This is a genomic window from Streptomyces sp. DSM 42067 (assembly GCF_055792885.1).
Genome location: NZ_CM147706.1, coordinates 1,616,063 through 1,631,153, shown reverse-complemented (window position 1 = coordinate 1,631,153; position 15,091 = coordinate 1,616,063). Strand labels below are relative to the sequence as shown.

The 15,091-nt window shown below is 70.5% G+C and carries 18 protein-coding genes, 1 pseudogene and 1 riboswitch; of the genes and pseudogenes, 10 read left to right on the top strand and 9 right to left on the bottom strand.

Annotated elements, in window-relative coordinates; translation table 11 throughout:
* Positions 1-64 precede the first annotated feature (64 nt).
* On the bottom strand, positions 65-301 hold the full coding sequence (locus tag ACSMXV_RS07815; protein ID WP_473176974.1) for a DUF397 domain-containing protein: 237 nt from the start codon (positions 299-301) through the stop codon (positions 65-67).
* Positions 302-310: 9 nt separating this feature from the next.
* On the bottom strand, positions 311-1,171 hold the full coding sequence (locus tag ACSMXV_RS07810; RefSeq protein WP_473176973.1) for a helix-turn-helix domain-containing protein: 861 nt from the start codon (positions 1,169-1,171) through the stop codon (positions 311-313).
* Between the two features lie 253 nt (positions 1,172-1,424).
* On the opposite strand from ACSMXV_RS07810, the gene ACSMXV_RS07805 reads away from it, so the two are divergent.
* Positions 1,425-1,856, top strand: coding sequence for an ATP-binding protein (locus ACSMXV_RS07805; RefSeq protein WP_181657891.1), 432 nt, complete (start codon positions 1,425-1,427; stop codon positions 1,854-1,856).
* A gap of 336 nt (positions 1,857-2,192) precedes the next feature.
* On the opposite strand, the gene ACSMXV_RS07800 is transcribed toward ACSMXV_RS07805, so the two are convergent.
* On the bottom strand, positions 2,193-3,104 hold the full coding sequence (locus ACSMXV_RS07800) for a LysR family transcriptional regulator (RefSeq protein WP_181657893.1): 912 nt from the start codon (positions 3,102-3,104) through the stop codon (positions 2,193-2,195).
* 151 nt (positions 3,105-3,255) lie between these two features.
* Between ACSMXV_RS07800 and ACSMXV_RS07795 the strand changes: the two are divergent.
* Positions 3,256-3,878 (top strand): annotated as a pseudogene (locus ACSMXV_RS07795) (LysE family translocator).
* Here ACSMXV_RS07795 and ACSMXV_RS07790 read toward each other — a convergent pair.
* From ACSMXV_RS07790 to ACSMXV_RS07775, 4 genes are all read right to left on the bottom strand, one after another.
* Positions 3,847-4,515: a DUF6328 family protein gene (locus ACSMXV_RS07790; RefSeq protein ID WP_473176972.1), complete on the bottom strand. Its 669-nt coding sequence runs from the start codon at positions 4,513-4,515 to the stop codon at positions 3,847-3,849. The pseudogene ACSMXV_RS07795 and the gene ACSMXV_RS07790 sit on opposite strands and share 32 nt — an antisense overlap.
* A gap of 113 nt (positions 4,516-4,628) precedes the next feature.
* Positions 4,629-5,102: a C40 family peptidase gene (locus ACSMXV_RS07785; RefSeq protein WP_181866766.1), complete on the bottom strand. Its 474-nt coding sequence runs from the start codon at positions 5,100-5,102 to the stop codon at positions 4,629-4,631.
* 3 nt (positions 5,103-5,105) lie between these two features.
* A riboswitch (cyclic di-AMP (ydaO/yuaA leader) is annotated at positions 5,106-5,266 on the bottom strand.
* A gap of 606 nt (positions 5,267-5,872) precedes the next feature.
* A complete protein-coding gene (locus ACSMXV_RS07780) occupies positions 5,873-6,181 on the bottom strand; it encodes a hypothetical protein (RefSeq protein ID WP_181657897.1) in 309 nt (102 codons plus the stop codon).
* Between the two features lie 7 nt (positions 6,182-6,188).
* Complete coding sequence (locus ACSMXV_RS07775) at positions 6,189-6,839, bottom strand: ATP-dependent Clp protease proteolytic subunit (RefSeq protein WP_473176971.1); 651 nt, start codon at positions 6,837-6,839, stop codon at positions 6,189-6,191.
* A 157-nt stretch (positions 6,840-6,996) separates the two neighbouring features.
* Between ACSMXV_RS07775 and ACSMXV_RS07770 the strand changes: the two genes are divergently transcribed.
* Complete coding sequence (locus tag ACSMXV_RS07770; protein ID WP_181657899.1) at positions 6,997-7,275, top strand: type II toxin-antitoxin system Phd/YefM family antitoxin; 279 nt, start codon at positions 6,997-6,999, stop codon at positions 7,273-7,275.
* Between the two features lie 175 nt (positions 7,276-7,450).
* Here ACSMXV_RS07770 and ACSMXV_RS07765 read toward each other — a convergent pair whose 3' ends face one another.
* On the bottom strand, positions 7,451-8,458 hold the full coding sequence (locus tag ACSMXV_RS07765) for an ABC transporter permease (RefSeq protein WP_473178855.1): 1,008 nt from the start codon (positions 8,456-8,458) through the stop codon (positions 7,451-7,453).
* Positions 8,459-8,653: 195 nt separating this feature from the next.
* Between ACSMXV_RS07765 and ACSMXV_RS07760 the strand changes: the two genes are divergently transcribed.
* The 7 genes from ACSMXV_RS07760 (at position 8,654) to ACSMXV_RS07730 (ending at position 14,167) form a co-directional block, all read left to right on the top strand.
* Positions 8,654-9,277, top strand: coding sequence for a TetR/AcrR family transcriptional regulator (locus ACSMXV_RS07760; protein WP_473176970.1), 624 nt, complete (start codon positions 8,654-8,656; stop codon positions 9,275-9,277).
* 247 nt (positions 9,278-9,524) lie between these two features.
* Complete coding sequence (locus tag ACSMXV_RS07755) at positions 9,525-9,827, top strand: urease subunit gamma (RefSeq protein WP_010988499.1); 303 nt, start codon at positions 9,525-9,527, stop codon at positions 9,825-9,827.
* Between the two features lie 10 nt (positions 9,828-9,837).
* Complete coding sequence (locus ACSMXV_RS07750; protein WP_181657901.1) at positions 9,838-10,149, top strand: urease subunit beta; 312 nt, start codon at positions 9,838-9,840, stop codon at positions 10,147-10,149.
* Positions 10,142-11,863 carry an urease subunit alpha gene (locus ACSMXV_RS07745; protein WP_473176969.1) on the top strand — a complete coding sequence of 574 codons (1,722 nt, stop codon included), beginning with the start codon at positions 10,142-10,144 and terminating at the stop codon, positions 11,861-11,863. Before ACSMXV_RS07750 ends, ACSMXV_RS07745 begins: the two co-directional genes overlap by 8 nt.
* An 8-nt stretch (positions 11,864-11,871) precedes the next feature.
* Positions 11,872-12,546 (top strand): urease accessory protein UreF, encoded by a 675-nt coding sequence (locus tag ACSMXV_RS07740; protein WP_473176968.1) that lies wholly within the window; start codon positions 11,872-11,874, stop codon positions 12,544-12,546.
* A gap of 182 nt (positions 12,547-12,728) precedes the next feature.
* Positions 12,729-13,409 (top strand): urease accessory protein UreG, encoded by a 681-nt coding sequence (ureG, locus tag ACSMXV_RS07735; RefSeq protein ID WP_473176967.1) that lies wholly within the window; start codon positions 12,729-12,731, stop codon positions 13,407-13,409.
* The gene (locus ACSMXV_RS07730) at positions 13,409-14,167 is read left to right on the top strand and encodes an urease accessory protein UreD (RefSeq protein ID WP_473178854.1); all 759 of its coding nucleotides are present in this window, start codon (positions 13,409-13,411) and stop codon (positions 14,165-14,167) included. The genes ureG and ACSMXV_RS07730 overlap by 1 nt, the downstream gene beginning before the upstream one ends.
* Before the next feature lie 41 nt (positions 14,168-14,208).
* Here ACSMXV_RS07730 and ACSMXV_RS07725 read toward each other — a convergent pair whose 3' ends face one another.
* Positions 14,209-14,967, bottom strand: coding sequence for a lysophospholipid acyltransferase family protein (locus tag ACSMXV_RS07725; RefSeq protein ID WP_473176966.1), 759 nt, complete (start codon positions 14,965-14,967; stop codon positions 14,209-14,211).
* Positions 14,968-15,091: the final 124 nt, after the last annotated feature.

The window sequence follows — 15,091 nt, the reverse complement described above, 5'->3', positions numbered from 1 at the left end:
GTCGCGTGTCCCTGGCGCATTGGGCGGGTGTTCGACACCGCGGTCAGGTGGGTGACCGCTCAGGTCAGGTGCCGGTGGGCTGAAGCGTGTCCAGGAAGTCGTTCCAGGTGGCTGCGGAGAACAGCAGAGCGGGTCCGGCCGGCTGCTTGGAGTCGCGCACGGCGAGCAGCCCGGCCAGCGGGCCGGCGCCGATCTCGGCGGTCTCCACGCAGTTGTTCATTCCCGTGCTGAAGCTGCTGCGCCGCCATGGGCCGCTGTGCAGCGAGGTGCTGGAAGGTATGTACCGAGGCAGAGCAGACATGGTGCCCTCCTAGGCGCCGTCACATGTCCCGGCGATGAATTCCAATGAGTCCTCGGGCGAAAGGGCCACTCTCTGAAGCGAGTTGAAGGCATTGGCGTACGCCTTCAGGTCCTGTGTCCCTTCGAGGTAGAGGCTACTCGTCAAGTGGTCGAGAACGACAACATCGAGATCGGAAATGTTCGAAAATGACAAGATAACGAAAGGGCCGGTGACCCCTATGTGCTCACCGGCGGCGAACGGCAGCACTTGAACGCGCACATGGGGCAGCCGGGCAGCCTCCAGTAACCGGTAGAGCTGCCGCTCCATCACGCCCGGCCCGCCCACGGCCCGCCGCAGCACTGCCTCGTCCAGTACGGCGCTCACCTGCAGCGGCGGATCCCTGCGCAGGACCTCCTGCCGAGCCAACCGCACCTCGACGAGCGCGTCCACCTGGGCATCCGGCAGGCCGACCAGCGCCGCCCGCGTCACGGCCCGCGCGTAATCCGGCGTCTGGAACAGCCCCGGCACCACGGTGGTCTCCAGGGTGCGCATGCGATCGGCCTGCGACTCCAAGCGGATGAAGTCCCGGTATTCGGGCGGCAGCAGATCCCCGTAGGCCTGCCACCAGTGCGTGCGTCCATCACCGCCTCCCGGGCCCGCCATTGCGACGAGCAGGTCCCGCAGCGCGGGATCCCGGACGCTGTACGCGTCGAGCAGCAGCCTCACGTCCGACGCCTTGACTCTGCTGCGGCCCGTCTCGATGCGGCTGACCTTCGACTGGTGCCAGCCGACGAGGCGGGCGGCCTCGCAGCTGGTGAGCCCCGCCCGGCTGCGCAGGGCGCGCAGTTCCGCGCCGAGTTTGCGGCGGCGGACCGCGGTACCGTATGGCATACCCGTCTCCTCCCGACCGGCGGTACCAGCCGATGCATGCGCCGACGGTAGAGGAGTGCGGCTCCGGCTCCAAATACGGTTGTCTCTAGCAGAGTTCACCGCTTCGAGCGACAGATATATGCATATCCAGGGGGATCGCCGCCTGTGACCCTCCAGGAGTGGCAGGCTGTCGCGCAGCACCGGACCGGGACCGTCCCCGAACCATCCGCGACGCGTCGGAGTCCGGCCCCGGTGGGAAAGGGACGACGCCGCCATGGCAGACCATCAGGAAGCATCCGTCACTCTGCCGAGCGATCCCGCCTCGGTCCCCGCGGCGCGCAAGTACGTCATCGAAGTCCTCGCGGAATGGGGACTGCCGGGCGATGCGGAGGTCGCCGATTCGGTCCGGCTCATCGTGTCCGAACTCGCCACCAACGCGGTTCAGCACACCTTCGGACAATCACCCACGTTCACGGTCGACGTCGAGCTGGAGCGCGACGAGCAGCTGCGCATCGGCGTCACCGACAGCCACCCGCGCCTGCCGAGGCGACTGCCCGCCGCCGTCCAGCAGGACAACGGCCGGGGCCTGGTCATCATCCGATGGCTCACGGCCGAATGCGGCGGCCGGCTCTCGGTCAGCCGCACCGCGGAGGGCGGCAAGACCGTGTGGATCGAACTGCCGTGGGAGGCCACGGTCCAGCAGTGAAGACTGCCGGTGGCGGTGCCGGTCCAGCTGTGAAGACTGCCGGTGGCGGTCACGGTCCAGCTGGGAAGACCACCGGTGGCGGTCACGGTCCAGCAGTGAAGACCACCGGTGGCGGTCACGGTCCAGCTGTGAAGACCACCGGTGGCGGTCACGGTCCAGCAGTGAAGACCGCCGGTGGCGGTCACGGTCCAGCAGTGAAGACCGCCGGTGGTGGTGCCGGTCCAGCTGTGAAGACTGCCGGTGGCGGGCGCCCGGCCAACCGCCAACGCGGGTAGTGGTGCGGTCAGGCTGTGAAGCGCGGGGAGCCGGGCCGACGCGACAGTCCGCTCAGGCCGATCAGGCCGCTGAGCGGCCGAACGCGCCGCGCAGCAACGCCCGGAACGTGTCCGCCGCGGGCGCCGTCTCGCCCGTCCGGTACACGACCGAGATCGTCCGGCGCAGACTCCCCGGCTCCAGCAGCCGCATCCCCACCGGCGTGGTCGCCGTGCGGGCCACCATCTCGGGCACCACGGCGACCCCGAGCCCCGCACTGACCAGTGCGCAGACCAGGGCGTAACCCGGATTCTCGACCAGCACCGCGGGCGTCGCGCCGGCCTGTGCCAGCGCGGCCTCGACCCCGCGTCGCGGCGGAAGCGTCGGCGCCATGCTGATCAGCGGCTGCCCCGCCAGCTCGGCCAGCGGTAGGCGCGCCGAGCCGGCGGCCAGCGCGTGCCCGGGCGCGGTCACCAGCACCAACTCCTCGACGAGCACCGGCTCCGCCGCCACGGTGGCGGGCAGCTGTACCGGCTCCGCCGGCTCGTAGGCGTGCGTCAGCGCCAGGTCGGCACGCCCGGCCGCGACCGCCGTGACGCCCTCCGGAGGCTCGTACTGCGAGACGGCCAGCTCGACGTCCGGATGGGCCCGGCGGAACGCGCTGAGTACCGGAGGCAGCAGATGGATGCCGGCCGTGGTGAAGGTGCCCACTCGCAGTCGGCCGCCGGACAGGCCCGACAGCTGCGCCAGTTCGTGGCGGGCCCGGTCCATTTCGTCCAGCACCCGCCGCGCCCGCGCCACCAGCAGCTCTCCCGCGCCGGTCAGTCGCGTCCCGCGGTGGTGGCGCACCAGCAGCGCCGCGCCCGCCTCGCGCTCCAGCTTGGCGAGCTGCTGGGACAGCGCCGGCACCGTGTATCCCAGCCGTTCCGCGGCCCGGGTGATGGAACCGGCCTCCGAGACGGCCACGAGTGCCGCGAGCCGTGTGGGGTCGTACACGCTGCACCTCCCGAGGTGGCCAGCCTCGCGGACACGCGGCCGAGTGCGCGTGACTGAGCGGCGTGGACGAGCGAGGCTAAAGGGCTCCTTAAGGCTAGCTGAGGAAAGTCTGCATACCTACTGAAGGCTGGGAGGCGGCAGGCTGGTCGTCATGGATGCCCAACTGCTCGCCTTCACCGGTGTCGCCGCCGGCATGGTCGCCATGCCGGGGCCGACTTCACCGTCGTGGTGCGCAATGCCCTGGTGTCACGCCGCATGGGAGTGGCGTGTGCGCTGGGCATCGCGGGCGGACTGCTGTTCCACACCGCGCTCGCCGTCGCCGGAGTCGCGGCGGTCCTGGCGGCCGTGCCCGCGCTCTTCCGCGTGCTCCAGCTCATGGGCGGCGCCTATGTGCTGTACCTGGGCGTCCGTACCCTGCAGTCCGTTGCGCGGCCGAGCCCTGCGGAGGACGCCGGGGAGGAGAAGGCCACCGCGGGCGGGGGTCTGCGTCAGGGGTTCCTCACCAATGCGCTCAACCCGAAGGCGCCGATCACCTTCTTCAGCCTGCTACCCCAGTTCGTGCCCGCGGGCAGCCCCGCGATGCCGCGGACTCTGCTGCTCGCGCTGATCGTCGTCGTCCTCGGCCTGCTCTGGTTTCCGATGGTCGCGCTCCTGGTGGACCGGCTCGGCCGATGGCTGCGCAGACCGCGTGCGGCGCGCGCCGTCGCGGCGGTCACGGGCACCGCGCTGACCGCCCTGGGGATCAGCCTTCTCGCCGCTCCGCTGATGACCTGACACCCTCCGATGCCCCGATGTCTGCCGACGGCCCTCGGCGCTCCGCCGGCCTGACGTCCTCTGATCGCCCGATGTCCTCGTCCTCGTCGTCGTCCGTGCCCTCGTCGTCGTCCGCGTCCTTCGGCATGTTCACCGCCGACGCCGCCGCGCGCGCAGGTACCAGCTCGCGACGGACCACCCGCGGCAGTGCGCCCCACAGCCCCACGCACACCAGCAGTGTGCCCGCGCCCGCCAGGAAGCCGCCGACCCGGCCGAGCGTCACATCCACCACGAGCAGGACCGACCCGGTCAGTGCGAGAGCCAGCACCACCATGCCGGCCCGTGCGAGGTCCGAGGACCACCGCACGATCTGCGGTTTGGCGTGCTGCTGGAACAGCGATCGGTGCAGCGCGGCCGGCGCCGTGAACAGGGCGGCGGCCAGTACGGCCAGCAGCAGCGTGGTCACGTAGGTGACGCGCTGCAGCGTGTCGAGCGACGGGAAGCGGGGCGTGAACGCGAGTGTCAGCAGGAACGCGAAGAGGATCTGCACGCCCGTCTGCGTGACCCTCAGCTCCTGCAGCAGCTCGCTGAAGTTGCGGTCGGCGCGCTCGAAGCGGGTCTCGCGGCGCGCCGGCTGTCCGGAACGGTCCTCAGCCATACCTGACGAGTGACCTCCTCGGCGCTTCTCACGCACCCGGCGGGCGGCGGCCGAAGCCGGTCGGCCGCCGCCCGCCCGGCCGGGAGTACGCCATGAGCGCTCCGGCCGCGGGATCAGCGCACCCTGCCGTACCAGACGCTCTTCGTCCAGATCTTCTGCAGGCGCACCACGTCCCCGGACTTGGGTGAGTGCCAGATGCGTCCCTTACCGGCGTAGATGCCGACGTGGTACACGTACTTGCCGGAGTGGAAGAAGACCAGGTCTCCGGGGCGCGCTTGTTTCGCGGACAGGTGATGGGTCTTGTTGTACTGCTGGGCCGCGGTACGCGGCAGCTTCTTGCCCGCCTTCTTGAACGAGTAGAGCGTGAGTCCGGAGCAGTCGAACCGGCGCGGCCCGGTGGCTCCCCACCGGTACGGGGAGCCCTTCTTGGAAGCCGCGATCTTGAGTGCCTTGTTTGCGACCGTTGCGGCCTCCGCCTCGGAGGCGATGCCCGGAACCACGACGGTTCCGCCCAATGCGGCGAGTGTGAGCGCCGATGCGGTGCCGGCGCGGGCCATCAGAGACGGAAAACGATTGAGCGCAGTCATGCGCAGCCCTTCGTCAGCCGCCTGTGAAGGATGACCTGTCGGGTTCGGACAGGCGAAGATGCCCGGCCGCGTGGTGCGGCTTCACCCCAAGGGCCTCCCGGAGCGTGTCCGGGCTGCCCGCCGTGCTGGGTCCTCCACTCCTGCCGATCCACCGATGTCGACCTGGCATCCGGACGGCGGCAGGACTCGGCGTCCGCCCGGACCGCCCCGCCGCGGCGGCGGGGGCTTGTCGTCGGAAGGGATCTTCACGCACACATGGCCTGAAATCCGAGTCGAACCGGCGATGTGTGAAGCTCCTCACCACGCACCCGTTCGGGTGGACAGGCGAGTTTGCGAATGACCGGCGAAGGGCCCGACGAACGCCGGACCAGCACCGAAAGGCAACATTCCGATCGTCGCGTACGCATGTTGCGCAAGTTTGCCGACCGAAAATGTCTATCGCTTTCTACGCCGATCGAGGGTAGCCCGACTGGGCCGTTTCAAATCCGGTCCGGACGGTCCCGCGAAGCATCACGGCGCGGTCGATGGGATGGTGAGGGCTCGTCGGGGCCACTGGGGGGTCCCTGCCGGGCATCGTGCGGTCACCGGTGGGGTGTCCTGTCGGGCATCGTGCGGTCACCGGTCGGGATCCGCTGTGGGGCACAGTGCGGTCCCTGGTCGGGCTTGTCCGGCCCTCACGCGGTCCGTGATCGGCCCTGACGCGGTACGCGATCGGCCCTGACCGGTCGTCAAACCATCTCGAATCGACGTGATCCGGTCCCGTGCCGGAATCAATCGCTCCTGGGCGGCGGCACGGTGACCCGCGCCGCGCGGCGTTCCCCGTCCAGCACCCGCAGGGCACGCGCAAGCGTCGGCGTATGCACCTCGGTCTCTCCCCGCTGATGCATCAGTGCCAACGCGTCCCGGAGCGCCGCCGCCGCGCCCACCAGCGCCTGAGCCGCACGCAGCCCGCCGTAGGTGTCGTGGGCGCGCGCCGGGTTGATCCGGCCCAGCAGGTCGACCACTTCGAGGTAACGGTCGATCAGTTCGCCCTCGGCGCGGGTCAGCGCGGGCAAGGGCGGCAGTTCGGGTGGCAGCATCGGCGGCTCACCTCGCGCCGTGTGGCGCCAGCGACGCCTTGCGGCTGGGGATGATCCGGTCCACGAGCCCGTACTCGACGGCGTCCCGCGCGTCGAGGATCTTGTCCCGCTCGATGTCCGAGCGGATGCGCTCCAGGCTCTGCCCGGTGTGGCGCTGCAGCATCTCCTCCAGCAGCTCACGCGTGCGCATCATCTCGCGCGCCTGGATCGCCAGGTCGTCCGCCTGCCCCTGCACGGGCTCCGAGAGCGACGGCTGGTGGATCAGCACGCGCGCGCCGGGCAGCGCGAACCGCTTGCCGGGCGTGCCGGCGGCCAGCAGTACCGCGGCCGCGGATGCGGCCTGGCCCAGGCAGATGGTCTCCACGTCGCAGCTGACGTACTGCATCGTGTCGTAGAGCGCCGTCATCGCGCTGAACGAGCCGCCGGGCGAATTGATGTACAGCGAGATGTCGCGGTCCGGCGCCGTGTACTCGAGGTGCATGAACTGCGCCATCACGTCGTTCGCGGACGTGTCGTCGATCGGCGTCCCGAGGAAGACGATCCGCTCCTCCAGGAGCTTCGAGTACGGATCGAGGGTCCGATGGCCCGCCGTCGTGCGCTCGGTGAACTCGGGCAGGACATAGCGGGCCGTCGGGCCGGTACCGGTCGGTCGGTTCATGGCAGGCGCCTCCTCATGGCGGGGCCTCGGCGGAGGTCTCGCCGCGACGTTGATCACGACGTTCATGTGGTGGCCATGCGGTCCCGTACGCAGGCCTGTGCAGCAGAACCAGCTCTGTAAAAAATGTACAGGACGTACATGACGTTATGATGGAACCATGGCCTATGAGATTCCGGTGACGCAAGCCCGGGCCGAGCTAGCCGACCTGATCAACCGCGTCGTGTACGGCGGCGAGCGCGTGGTCGTCACCCGCCACGGGAAGCCCCTCGTCGCCCTTGTCTCGGCCGCTGACCTGCAACGTCTCGAGGAGACGGAGGGTGCAGGAGAGGAGCAGGTGATCAGCTCGGTCTCCACCGTCCGCTCCATGCCGTCCGCTCCGGGCGAACGCCAGCGGTTCGGCATCGCCGCCGAGCACCGGGGGCCCAAACCGACGTAGCGCGGGGGTCGTTCAGGCGGACGCGCCTGGACGCGCCTGGACGCGCCATGGAAGCTGCCCCGACGACCACGTAAAAGACCGTGCGCCCCGGCAGATACTGCGGGGGCGCACGGTGGTTTTTCTGCGTGGGTGTTCGGCATCCGCGCGGAGTCGGGACCTGTTGATCCCCGTGTGGTCAGTGCGCGAGGGCCCGTTCCCGCTCGGCCGGGGGCTCGGTGACCGTCGGGCGGCGCTTCAGTGCGGCCCCGAGGAGGACGGTGCCGAGCCCGAGTACGGCCCACCCGGTAAGCACGAGGGCGGGGCCCGTCGCGGCGGCGCCGTCGAAGAAGGAGACCGACCGCAGCAGAGATGCCCCGGCGCCCGGCGGCAGCCACTGGCCGATCATGCCTACCGGCTCGGGCAGCATCTGAGGGGCCGAACTCGCGCCCGAGAACGGATTGCCGAGCAGCACGACCACGAAGGCGCCGACCCCCATGCCCGCCGGTCCCAGCAGCGAGGCGAGACCGGCGACTGCGGCGCTCACTGCCAGGGTCGACAGCCCCAGCGCCCCGACCTCCGTCCACCAGTCGCCGGAGAGCACGCCCAGCCAGCTGTCCGCGATGGAGACCGCGGCGACGCCGACCAGTACGGCGGATGCGACCAGTGCGGCGACGGCGCGTATGCCGCGCAGACCGAGCACGGTGACCGCGCCCCCGGCGGCCACGCCGGCCAGCGCCATCGGCAGCACGCTCGCGCCCAGCGCCGCGCCGCGCGGGTCCGTCGCCGGGGCCGGAACGACGTCGACGGTCTCGACGGCGACTCCCGACGGGGCCTGCTCGGCCACCGCCTGCTGGAGGAGCTGGGCGACCACCGGGCTCGCGGCCGAGGCAGTGAGCAGTTTCGGTCCCTGCTCCGTGGCGACGACCGCTCCGTATACGGTCCGGTCCTCGATGGCACCGCGGGCCGCCGCCTCGTCCGCGTAACGGTGGATCTCGAAGGCGCCGTCCCGCTGCTCGAGTTGGCGCTGCAGCGGGGCCGTGGCGGCCGCGGGACCGGCGACGCCGAGGGGCAGGTCACGTGGTGCGGTGCGGGCGGCCGGCCAGGCGAAGGCCCACAGTGCGAGGGCCACCACGACCGGGATCAGAACGACGACGGCGGCGATACGGCGCCGGGCGGTGGAAGCGGCCTCGGATGGCCGCTGCATCGGAGTCGGCGCCGCCGTTGCGGATGACGTGGACATCGTGCTCCTCCATTGGTTCGGCTGATTCGGCCTGTCGGGAGGTCCCGCGCGAACGCATCGGCGACCAAAGAGAATGATCGTTCGTTTTATTTCCTGGCCCAACTGTCCTTCCGTGCCGGTTGATTGTCAAGAAGGAATGTTCGTTTTAGATTGGGGGACATGGCTCGCGTATCTCAGGAACACCTCGACGCTCGCCGACGTCAGATCCTCGACGGCGCGGCGCGATGCTTCGCCCGCAACGGCTTCCACGCCACGTCGATGCAGGACGTCCTCAAGGAGGTCGACCTCTCGGCCGGCGCCGTCTATCGGTACTTCACCGGCAAGGAGGACCTGATCCGGGCCATCGTCACCGAGGTGCTGGGCGAACTCCGTGGCGCCTTCGAAGCGGCCGCCGTGCAGAGCCCGCCACCACCGCCCGACGAGCTCGTGGGACATGTCATGAAGGAGGTCCTGGGCAGGCGGAAGGGACTGTCGTACGAGGACGAGTCGGGTTTTCCCCGGCTGCTGGTGCAGGTCTGGACGGAGACCCTGCGCAACGACGAGTTGTCGGCCCAGCTCAGGGAGGGCTACGACACCGTGCGTGCTGCATGGTGCAAGGTCGTCGAGGCCTACCAGACGGCCGGGATGATGCGCACGGACATCCCGCCCGAGCATGTCGCCCGGACCATGATCGGAGTGGCGCAGGGGTTCTGCGCTCAGCAGGCACTGTTCGGGGCGGTGCCGGTCGAGGTGCTTCAGAACGGGCTGCGGGGGCTGATGAGTATGGGGCAGCAGCCTCGTTGAAGTCCGCCTGCTCCCTGCGGTACGCCCGCTCCCGACGGGGTGCGATCGATGGGCATGAAGGACCCGGAAGCCGGTTAACGTCCCTGAAACTCCGTCGAACTAGCCTGCACCACCATGTCACCAGGGGTTTCACGGTCGGAGGTGCGCAGGATCGCGTGTCTGGGCCGTGTACGACATCCAGCCCCGTCGTGGTGACCGCGGCAGCCGGACCCCGCACGGTCCGGCTCGAGACTGTGAGGTGGGACGCGTGCAACTGACGCCGCACGAGCAGGAGCGACTGCTCATCCATGTGGCCGCCGACGTGGCCGAGAAGCGCCGCGCCCGCGGGCTCAAGCTGAACCATCCCGAGGCGGTCGCCCTCATCACCTCGCACATCCTCGAAGGGGCGCGCGACGGCCGAACGGTCGCGGAACTGATGTCCTCCGGACGCAAGCTGCTCACCCGCGACGACGTCATGGAGGGCATCCCCGAGATGATCCACGACGTACAGGTCGAGGCCACCTTCCCGGACGGCACCAAGCTCGTCACCGTCCACGACCCGATCGTCTGAGGGGGCCCGGATGATTCCTGGAGAGATCCTCTTCGCGGACGAGCCCGTCGTCGTCAACGAGGGCCGCGAGGTCACGCAGCTCACCGTCCTCAACGCCGCCGACCGGCCCGTGCAGGTCGGCTCCCACTACCACTTCGCCGAGGCCAACCCCGGTCTGGAGTTCGACCGCGCGGCCGCGCGCGGCAAGCGGCTCAACATCGCCGCCGGCACCGCCGTGCGCTTCGAGCCCGGAATCCCCGTCGACGTCGAACTCGTCCCGCTCACCGGCGCCCGCGTGGTGCCGGGGCTGCGCGGCGAGACCGGAGGTGCCCTCGATGCCTGAGATCTCTCGTGCCGCGTACGCCGATCTCTTCGGGCCTACTGCCGGCGACCGTATTCGGCTCGCCGACACCGATCTGCTGATCGAGATCGAAGAGGATCGTTCCGGCGGGCCCGGGCTCGCCGGTGACGAGGCCGTGTTCGGCGGCGGCAAGGTCATCCGCGAGTCGATGGGCCAGTCCCGCGCGACCCGCGCGGAGGGCACGCCCGACACCGTCATCACCGGCGCCGTGATCGTCGACCACTGGGGCATCGTCAAGGCGGACATCGGCATCCGCGACGGCCGTATCACCGGCATCGGCAAGGCGGGCAACCCGGACACGATGGACGGGGTGCACCCCGACCTGGTCATCGGCCCGGAGACCGAGATCATCGCGGGCAACGGCCGCATCGTGACCGCGGGCGCCATCGACGCCCACGTCCATCTGATCTGCCCGCAGATCGCCGACGAGGCGCTCGCCTCCGGCATCACCACGCTCGTCGGCGGCGGTACGGGACCCGCCGAGGGCTCCAAGGCGACCACCGTCACGCCCGGCCCCTGGCACCTCGCCCGGATGCTGGAGGCGATGGAGGCGTACCCGCTCAACTTCGGTTTGCTCGGCAAGGGCAACACCGTCTCGCACGAGGCGATGCTGTCGCAGCTGCGCGGGGGCGCTCTCGGGCTGAAGCTCCACGAGGACTGGGGATCCACCCCTGCCGTCATCGACGCCGCGCTGACCGTCGCCGACCAGACCGGCGCCCAGATCGCCATCCACACCGACACCCTCAACGAGGCCGGTTTCGTGGGTGACACGCTCGCCGCGATCGCGGGGCGGACCATTCACGCGTACCACACCGAGGGCGCGGGCGGCGGGCACGCACCCGACATCATGACGGTCGTCTCCGAGCCGTACGTGCTGCCGAGCTCCACCAACCCGACCCGGCCCTACACCGTCAACACCGCCGAGGAACACCTCGACATGCTGATGGTGTGCCACCACCTCAACGCGGCCGTGCCGGAGGACCTGGCCTTCGCCGAGTCCCGGATCCGGCCCTCCACCATCGGGGCCGAGGACATCCTCCACGACCTGGGCGCGATCTCGATCATCTCGTCCGACTCCCAGGCGATGGGGCGTGTCGGCGAGGTGATCATGCGTACGTGGCAGACCGCGCATGTGATGAAGCGGCGGCGCGGTGCACTGCCGGGGGACGGACGCGCGGACAACCACCGGGTTCGTCGCTATGTCGCCAAGTACACGATCAACCCGGCGGTCGCGCAGGGCCTGGCCCGCGAGGTCGGCTCCGTCGAGACCGGCAAGCTCGCCGACCTGGTCCTGTGGGAGCCGGCGTTCTTCGGGGTCAAGCCGCATCTCGTCGTCAAGGGCGGCCAGATCGCGTATGCGCAGATGGGCGACGCGAACGCGTCGATCCCGACTCCGCAGCCGATCCTGCCGCGTCCGATGTACGGCGCGATCGGGCGCGCTCCGGCCTCCAACTCGCTGAACTTCGTGGCGCCCTGTGCGATCGAGGACGGGTTGCCCGAGCGGCTCGCTCTCGGCAAGAAGTTCGTGGCCATCGAGAGCACCCGGGGCGTGACCAAGGCGGACATGCGCGAGAACGACGCCATGCCGCGCGTCCAGGTCGACCCCGACAGCTTCGCCGTCCACATCGACGGAGAGCTCGTCGAGGCCACCCCGGCCGCTGAACTGCCCATGGCTCAGCGCTACTTCCTGTTCTGAGCCGGATCATGTCCAGAGCTGCACTTCTTGTCCTGGCCGACGGCCGCTTCCCCGCTGGTGGGCACGCCCACTCCGGCGGGGCCGAGGCGGCCGTCAAGGCCGGGCGCATCACCGGCGCCGCGAGCCTGGAGGAGTTCTGCCGCGGGCGGCTGCACACCTCCGGGCTCGTGTCCGCCTCTCTTGCCGCGGCCGCCGCGCTCGGTCTCGATCCGGTGGAGCTGGACGAGGCCGCGGATGCCCGTACGCCTTCGGCCGCACTCCGTACCGCTGCCCGGCGGCTGGGGCGGCAGATGATGCGGGCCGCGCGGGCGACGTGGCCGCATCCCGAGTTGGACACGGTGGCGCGGTTGTTTCCCAAGGGCACCCATCAGCCTGTTGTGCTGGGGGTGGCCGCTCGGGCTGCCGGGCTGGGGGCGGACGATGCCGCGTACTGCTCTCTGTACGAGAGTGTCAGTGGGGCGGCCACCGCGACGGTGCGGTTGCTGAGTCTTGATCCCTTTGATGCGACGGGGGTTCTGGCTCGGCTCGCGCCCGCGATGGACCTTGTCGCCCGGGATGCGGTCGATGCGGCGCGGCGGGCGGTCGAGGACGGGGTTGATGCGTTGCCTGCGGGGTCTGCGCCGTTGCTGGAGATCAGTGCGGAGGCGCATGCCGCTTGGGCTGTGCGGCTCTTTGCTTCGTAGGGGGTGGGTTGCTGGTTTTCTTCCCCCACCCCGCCCCTTCCCGCTGCATCCGATATGCGGCTGCCGCCGCGTGGCAGGGGCGCTGCCCCTGGACCCCGCTGGGGGCTTCGCCCCCAGACCCCCCTGTCGCCCTGACGGGCTCGTCCTCAAACGCCGGACGGGCTGAGATTTGGAGCCGCCCCATGCACCTCGACCACACCCACGACGGACCCTCCGCCCTCAGCGCCGACGCGCACCGGCCCGACGGCTCGCGCCGCGCGATCCGCATCGGCCTTGGCGGGCCCGTCGGATCCGGGAAGACCGCCACCGTCGCCGCGCTGTGCCATGCCCTGCGCGACGAGCTGTCGCTCGCCGTCGTCACCAACGACATCTACACGCGCGAGGACGCCGAGTTCCTGCTGCGGGAGGCCGTGCTGCCGCCCGAGCGGATCACCGCCGTGGAGACCGGGGCCTGCCCGCACACCGCGATCCGTGACGACATCTCCGCCAACCTCGAGGCCGTCGAGGATCTCGAGGACGAGGTCGGCCCGCTGGATCTCATCCTCGTCGAGTCCGGCGGGGACAATCTGACGGCCACGTTCTCCAAGGGGCTCGTCGACGCGCAGATCTTCGTCATCGACGTGGCGGGCGGCGACGACATCCCGCGCAAGGGCGGGCCGGGGGTCACCACGGCCGACCTGCTCGTCGTCAACAAGACCGACCTCGCGCCGTACGTCGGCTCCGACCTGGCCCGGATGGCAGCCGACGCCAAGGCGCAGCGGGCCGAACTGCCCGTCGTCTTCCAGTCCTTGAGGGACGACAAGGGCGTCGCGGCCGTCGCCGACTGGGTGCGCGCGCAGCTCGCCGCCTGGACGGCGGCATGATGACCTCGGCCGGCGTCCGGGCCACCGCCCGGATCGCCGCCACCGCGGACGGCCGGGGCGGCACCGCCCTGCCCGTACTCGACGGCGAGGGCCCGCTCGCCCTGCGCCGCACCCGTGCCGCAGGGTCCGAGGCGCGCGTCATGCTCGTCGGTGCGATGAGCGGTCCGCTCGGTGGGGACCACTTCACCGTCGAGGCGAGCGCACACGAGGGCGCGCGGCTGCACGTCGGTTCGGCCGCCGCAACCATCGCCCTGCCCGGGCAGGCCAAGGGCCCGGCGCGTTACGACGTCAGGCTCACCGTTGCCAATGACGCCGAACTGCACTGGCTGCCCGAGCAGCTGATCTCCGCGTGCGACAGCGAACTGCAGGTCAGAACGCGCGCCGAGCTGGCCGCGGGCGCGCGCCTCGTGCTGCGCGAGGAGCAGGTGCTCGGCCGTGCCGGAGAGGCCCCCGGCCGGCTCACCAGTCGGCTGACGGTGCGTCGCGCCGGGCGGCCGCTGCTCGACCAGGAGCTGGCGTGCGGCCCCGGTGCGCCCGGCGGCTGGGACGGTCCGGCCGTGCTCGGCGGGCATCGCGCCGTCGGACAACTCATCGTCGTACGGCCCGAGTTCGTACACGAGATGCCTCATGCGGCACTGCTCGGCGAATTCGCCGCCCTTACTCCGCTTGCCGGACCCGCCGTCCTGGTCACGGCCGTCGCCCCCGACGCCCGCCATCTGCGCCGCGTACTCGACGAAGCGGTGCGGGCGCTCGGCTGAGGAGAGGCGGGTCGCCGCTCGTCCCCCGCGCACCGCCCGCGTCAGCTGAGCGGCATGCGCGGGAACTTCCTGCCCTCCGGACCCTTCTGCCCCTCGCGACCGTCCGCGGCCTGCTTCGCCTTCTCGGCCTCCTCGGCCTTGACCACGGCTGCGTACTTGTCGACGTACTCCTGACCGGACAGGCCGAGGATCGCGTACATGATCTCGTCCGTCACGGCACGCAGCACCGCCTTCTCGTCCTCCATGCCGCTGTAGCGGGAGAACTCCAGGGGCTCGCCGAAGCGGATCGTCACGGGCCTGAGGCTCGGGACCACCTGACCGGGCGGCTGGGCCTCGAACGTGCCGATCATCGCGCACGGGATCACCGGCACACGCGCCTTCAGCGCCATCGCGGCGACCCCGACCTTGCCCTTGTACAGCCGCCCGTCGTGCGAGCGGGTGCCCTCCGGGTAGATGCCGAGCAGTTCGCCCTTGCTCAGTACCCCGAGCCCCTCCCGGATCGCGGCCTGGCCGGCCTCCTTGCCGGAGCGGTCCACGGGGATCTGCCCGGCACTGCGGAAGAACGCCGCGGTCAGCCGCCCCTTGATACCGGGCCCCGTGAAGTACTCGGCCTTCGCGAGGAAGGTGATGCGCCGTCTGAGGATCGCGGGCATCAGAAAGTGATCCGAGAACGACAGATGGTTTCCCGCGATGATCGCCGCGCCGGACTCCGGCACATGCTCGAGCCCCTCGATCCGCGGCCGGAACAGCAGCCGCAGCAGAGGCCCCAGAAGCACGTACTTGAGAACGTAATAGAACACGGCGCGGCTCCTCGCTCGGCGGGGTCGGCTCCAGGGACCACGAAGCGCCAGGTCCACCGGCATCTGGGGAGTGGTCGTCTCGCGAGCCAGTGTAGGGCGGTGCGACGCGTCTTTGATCGGAAAG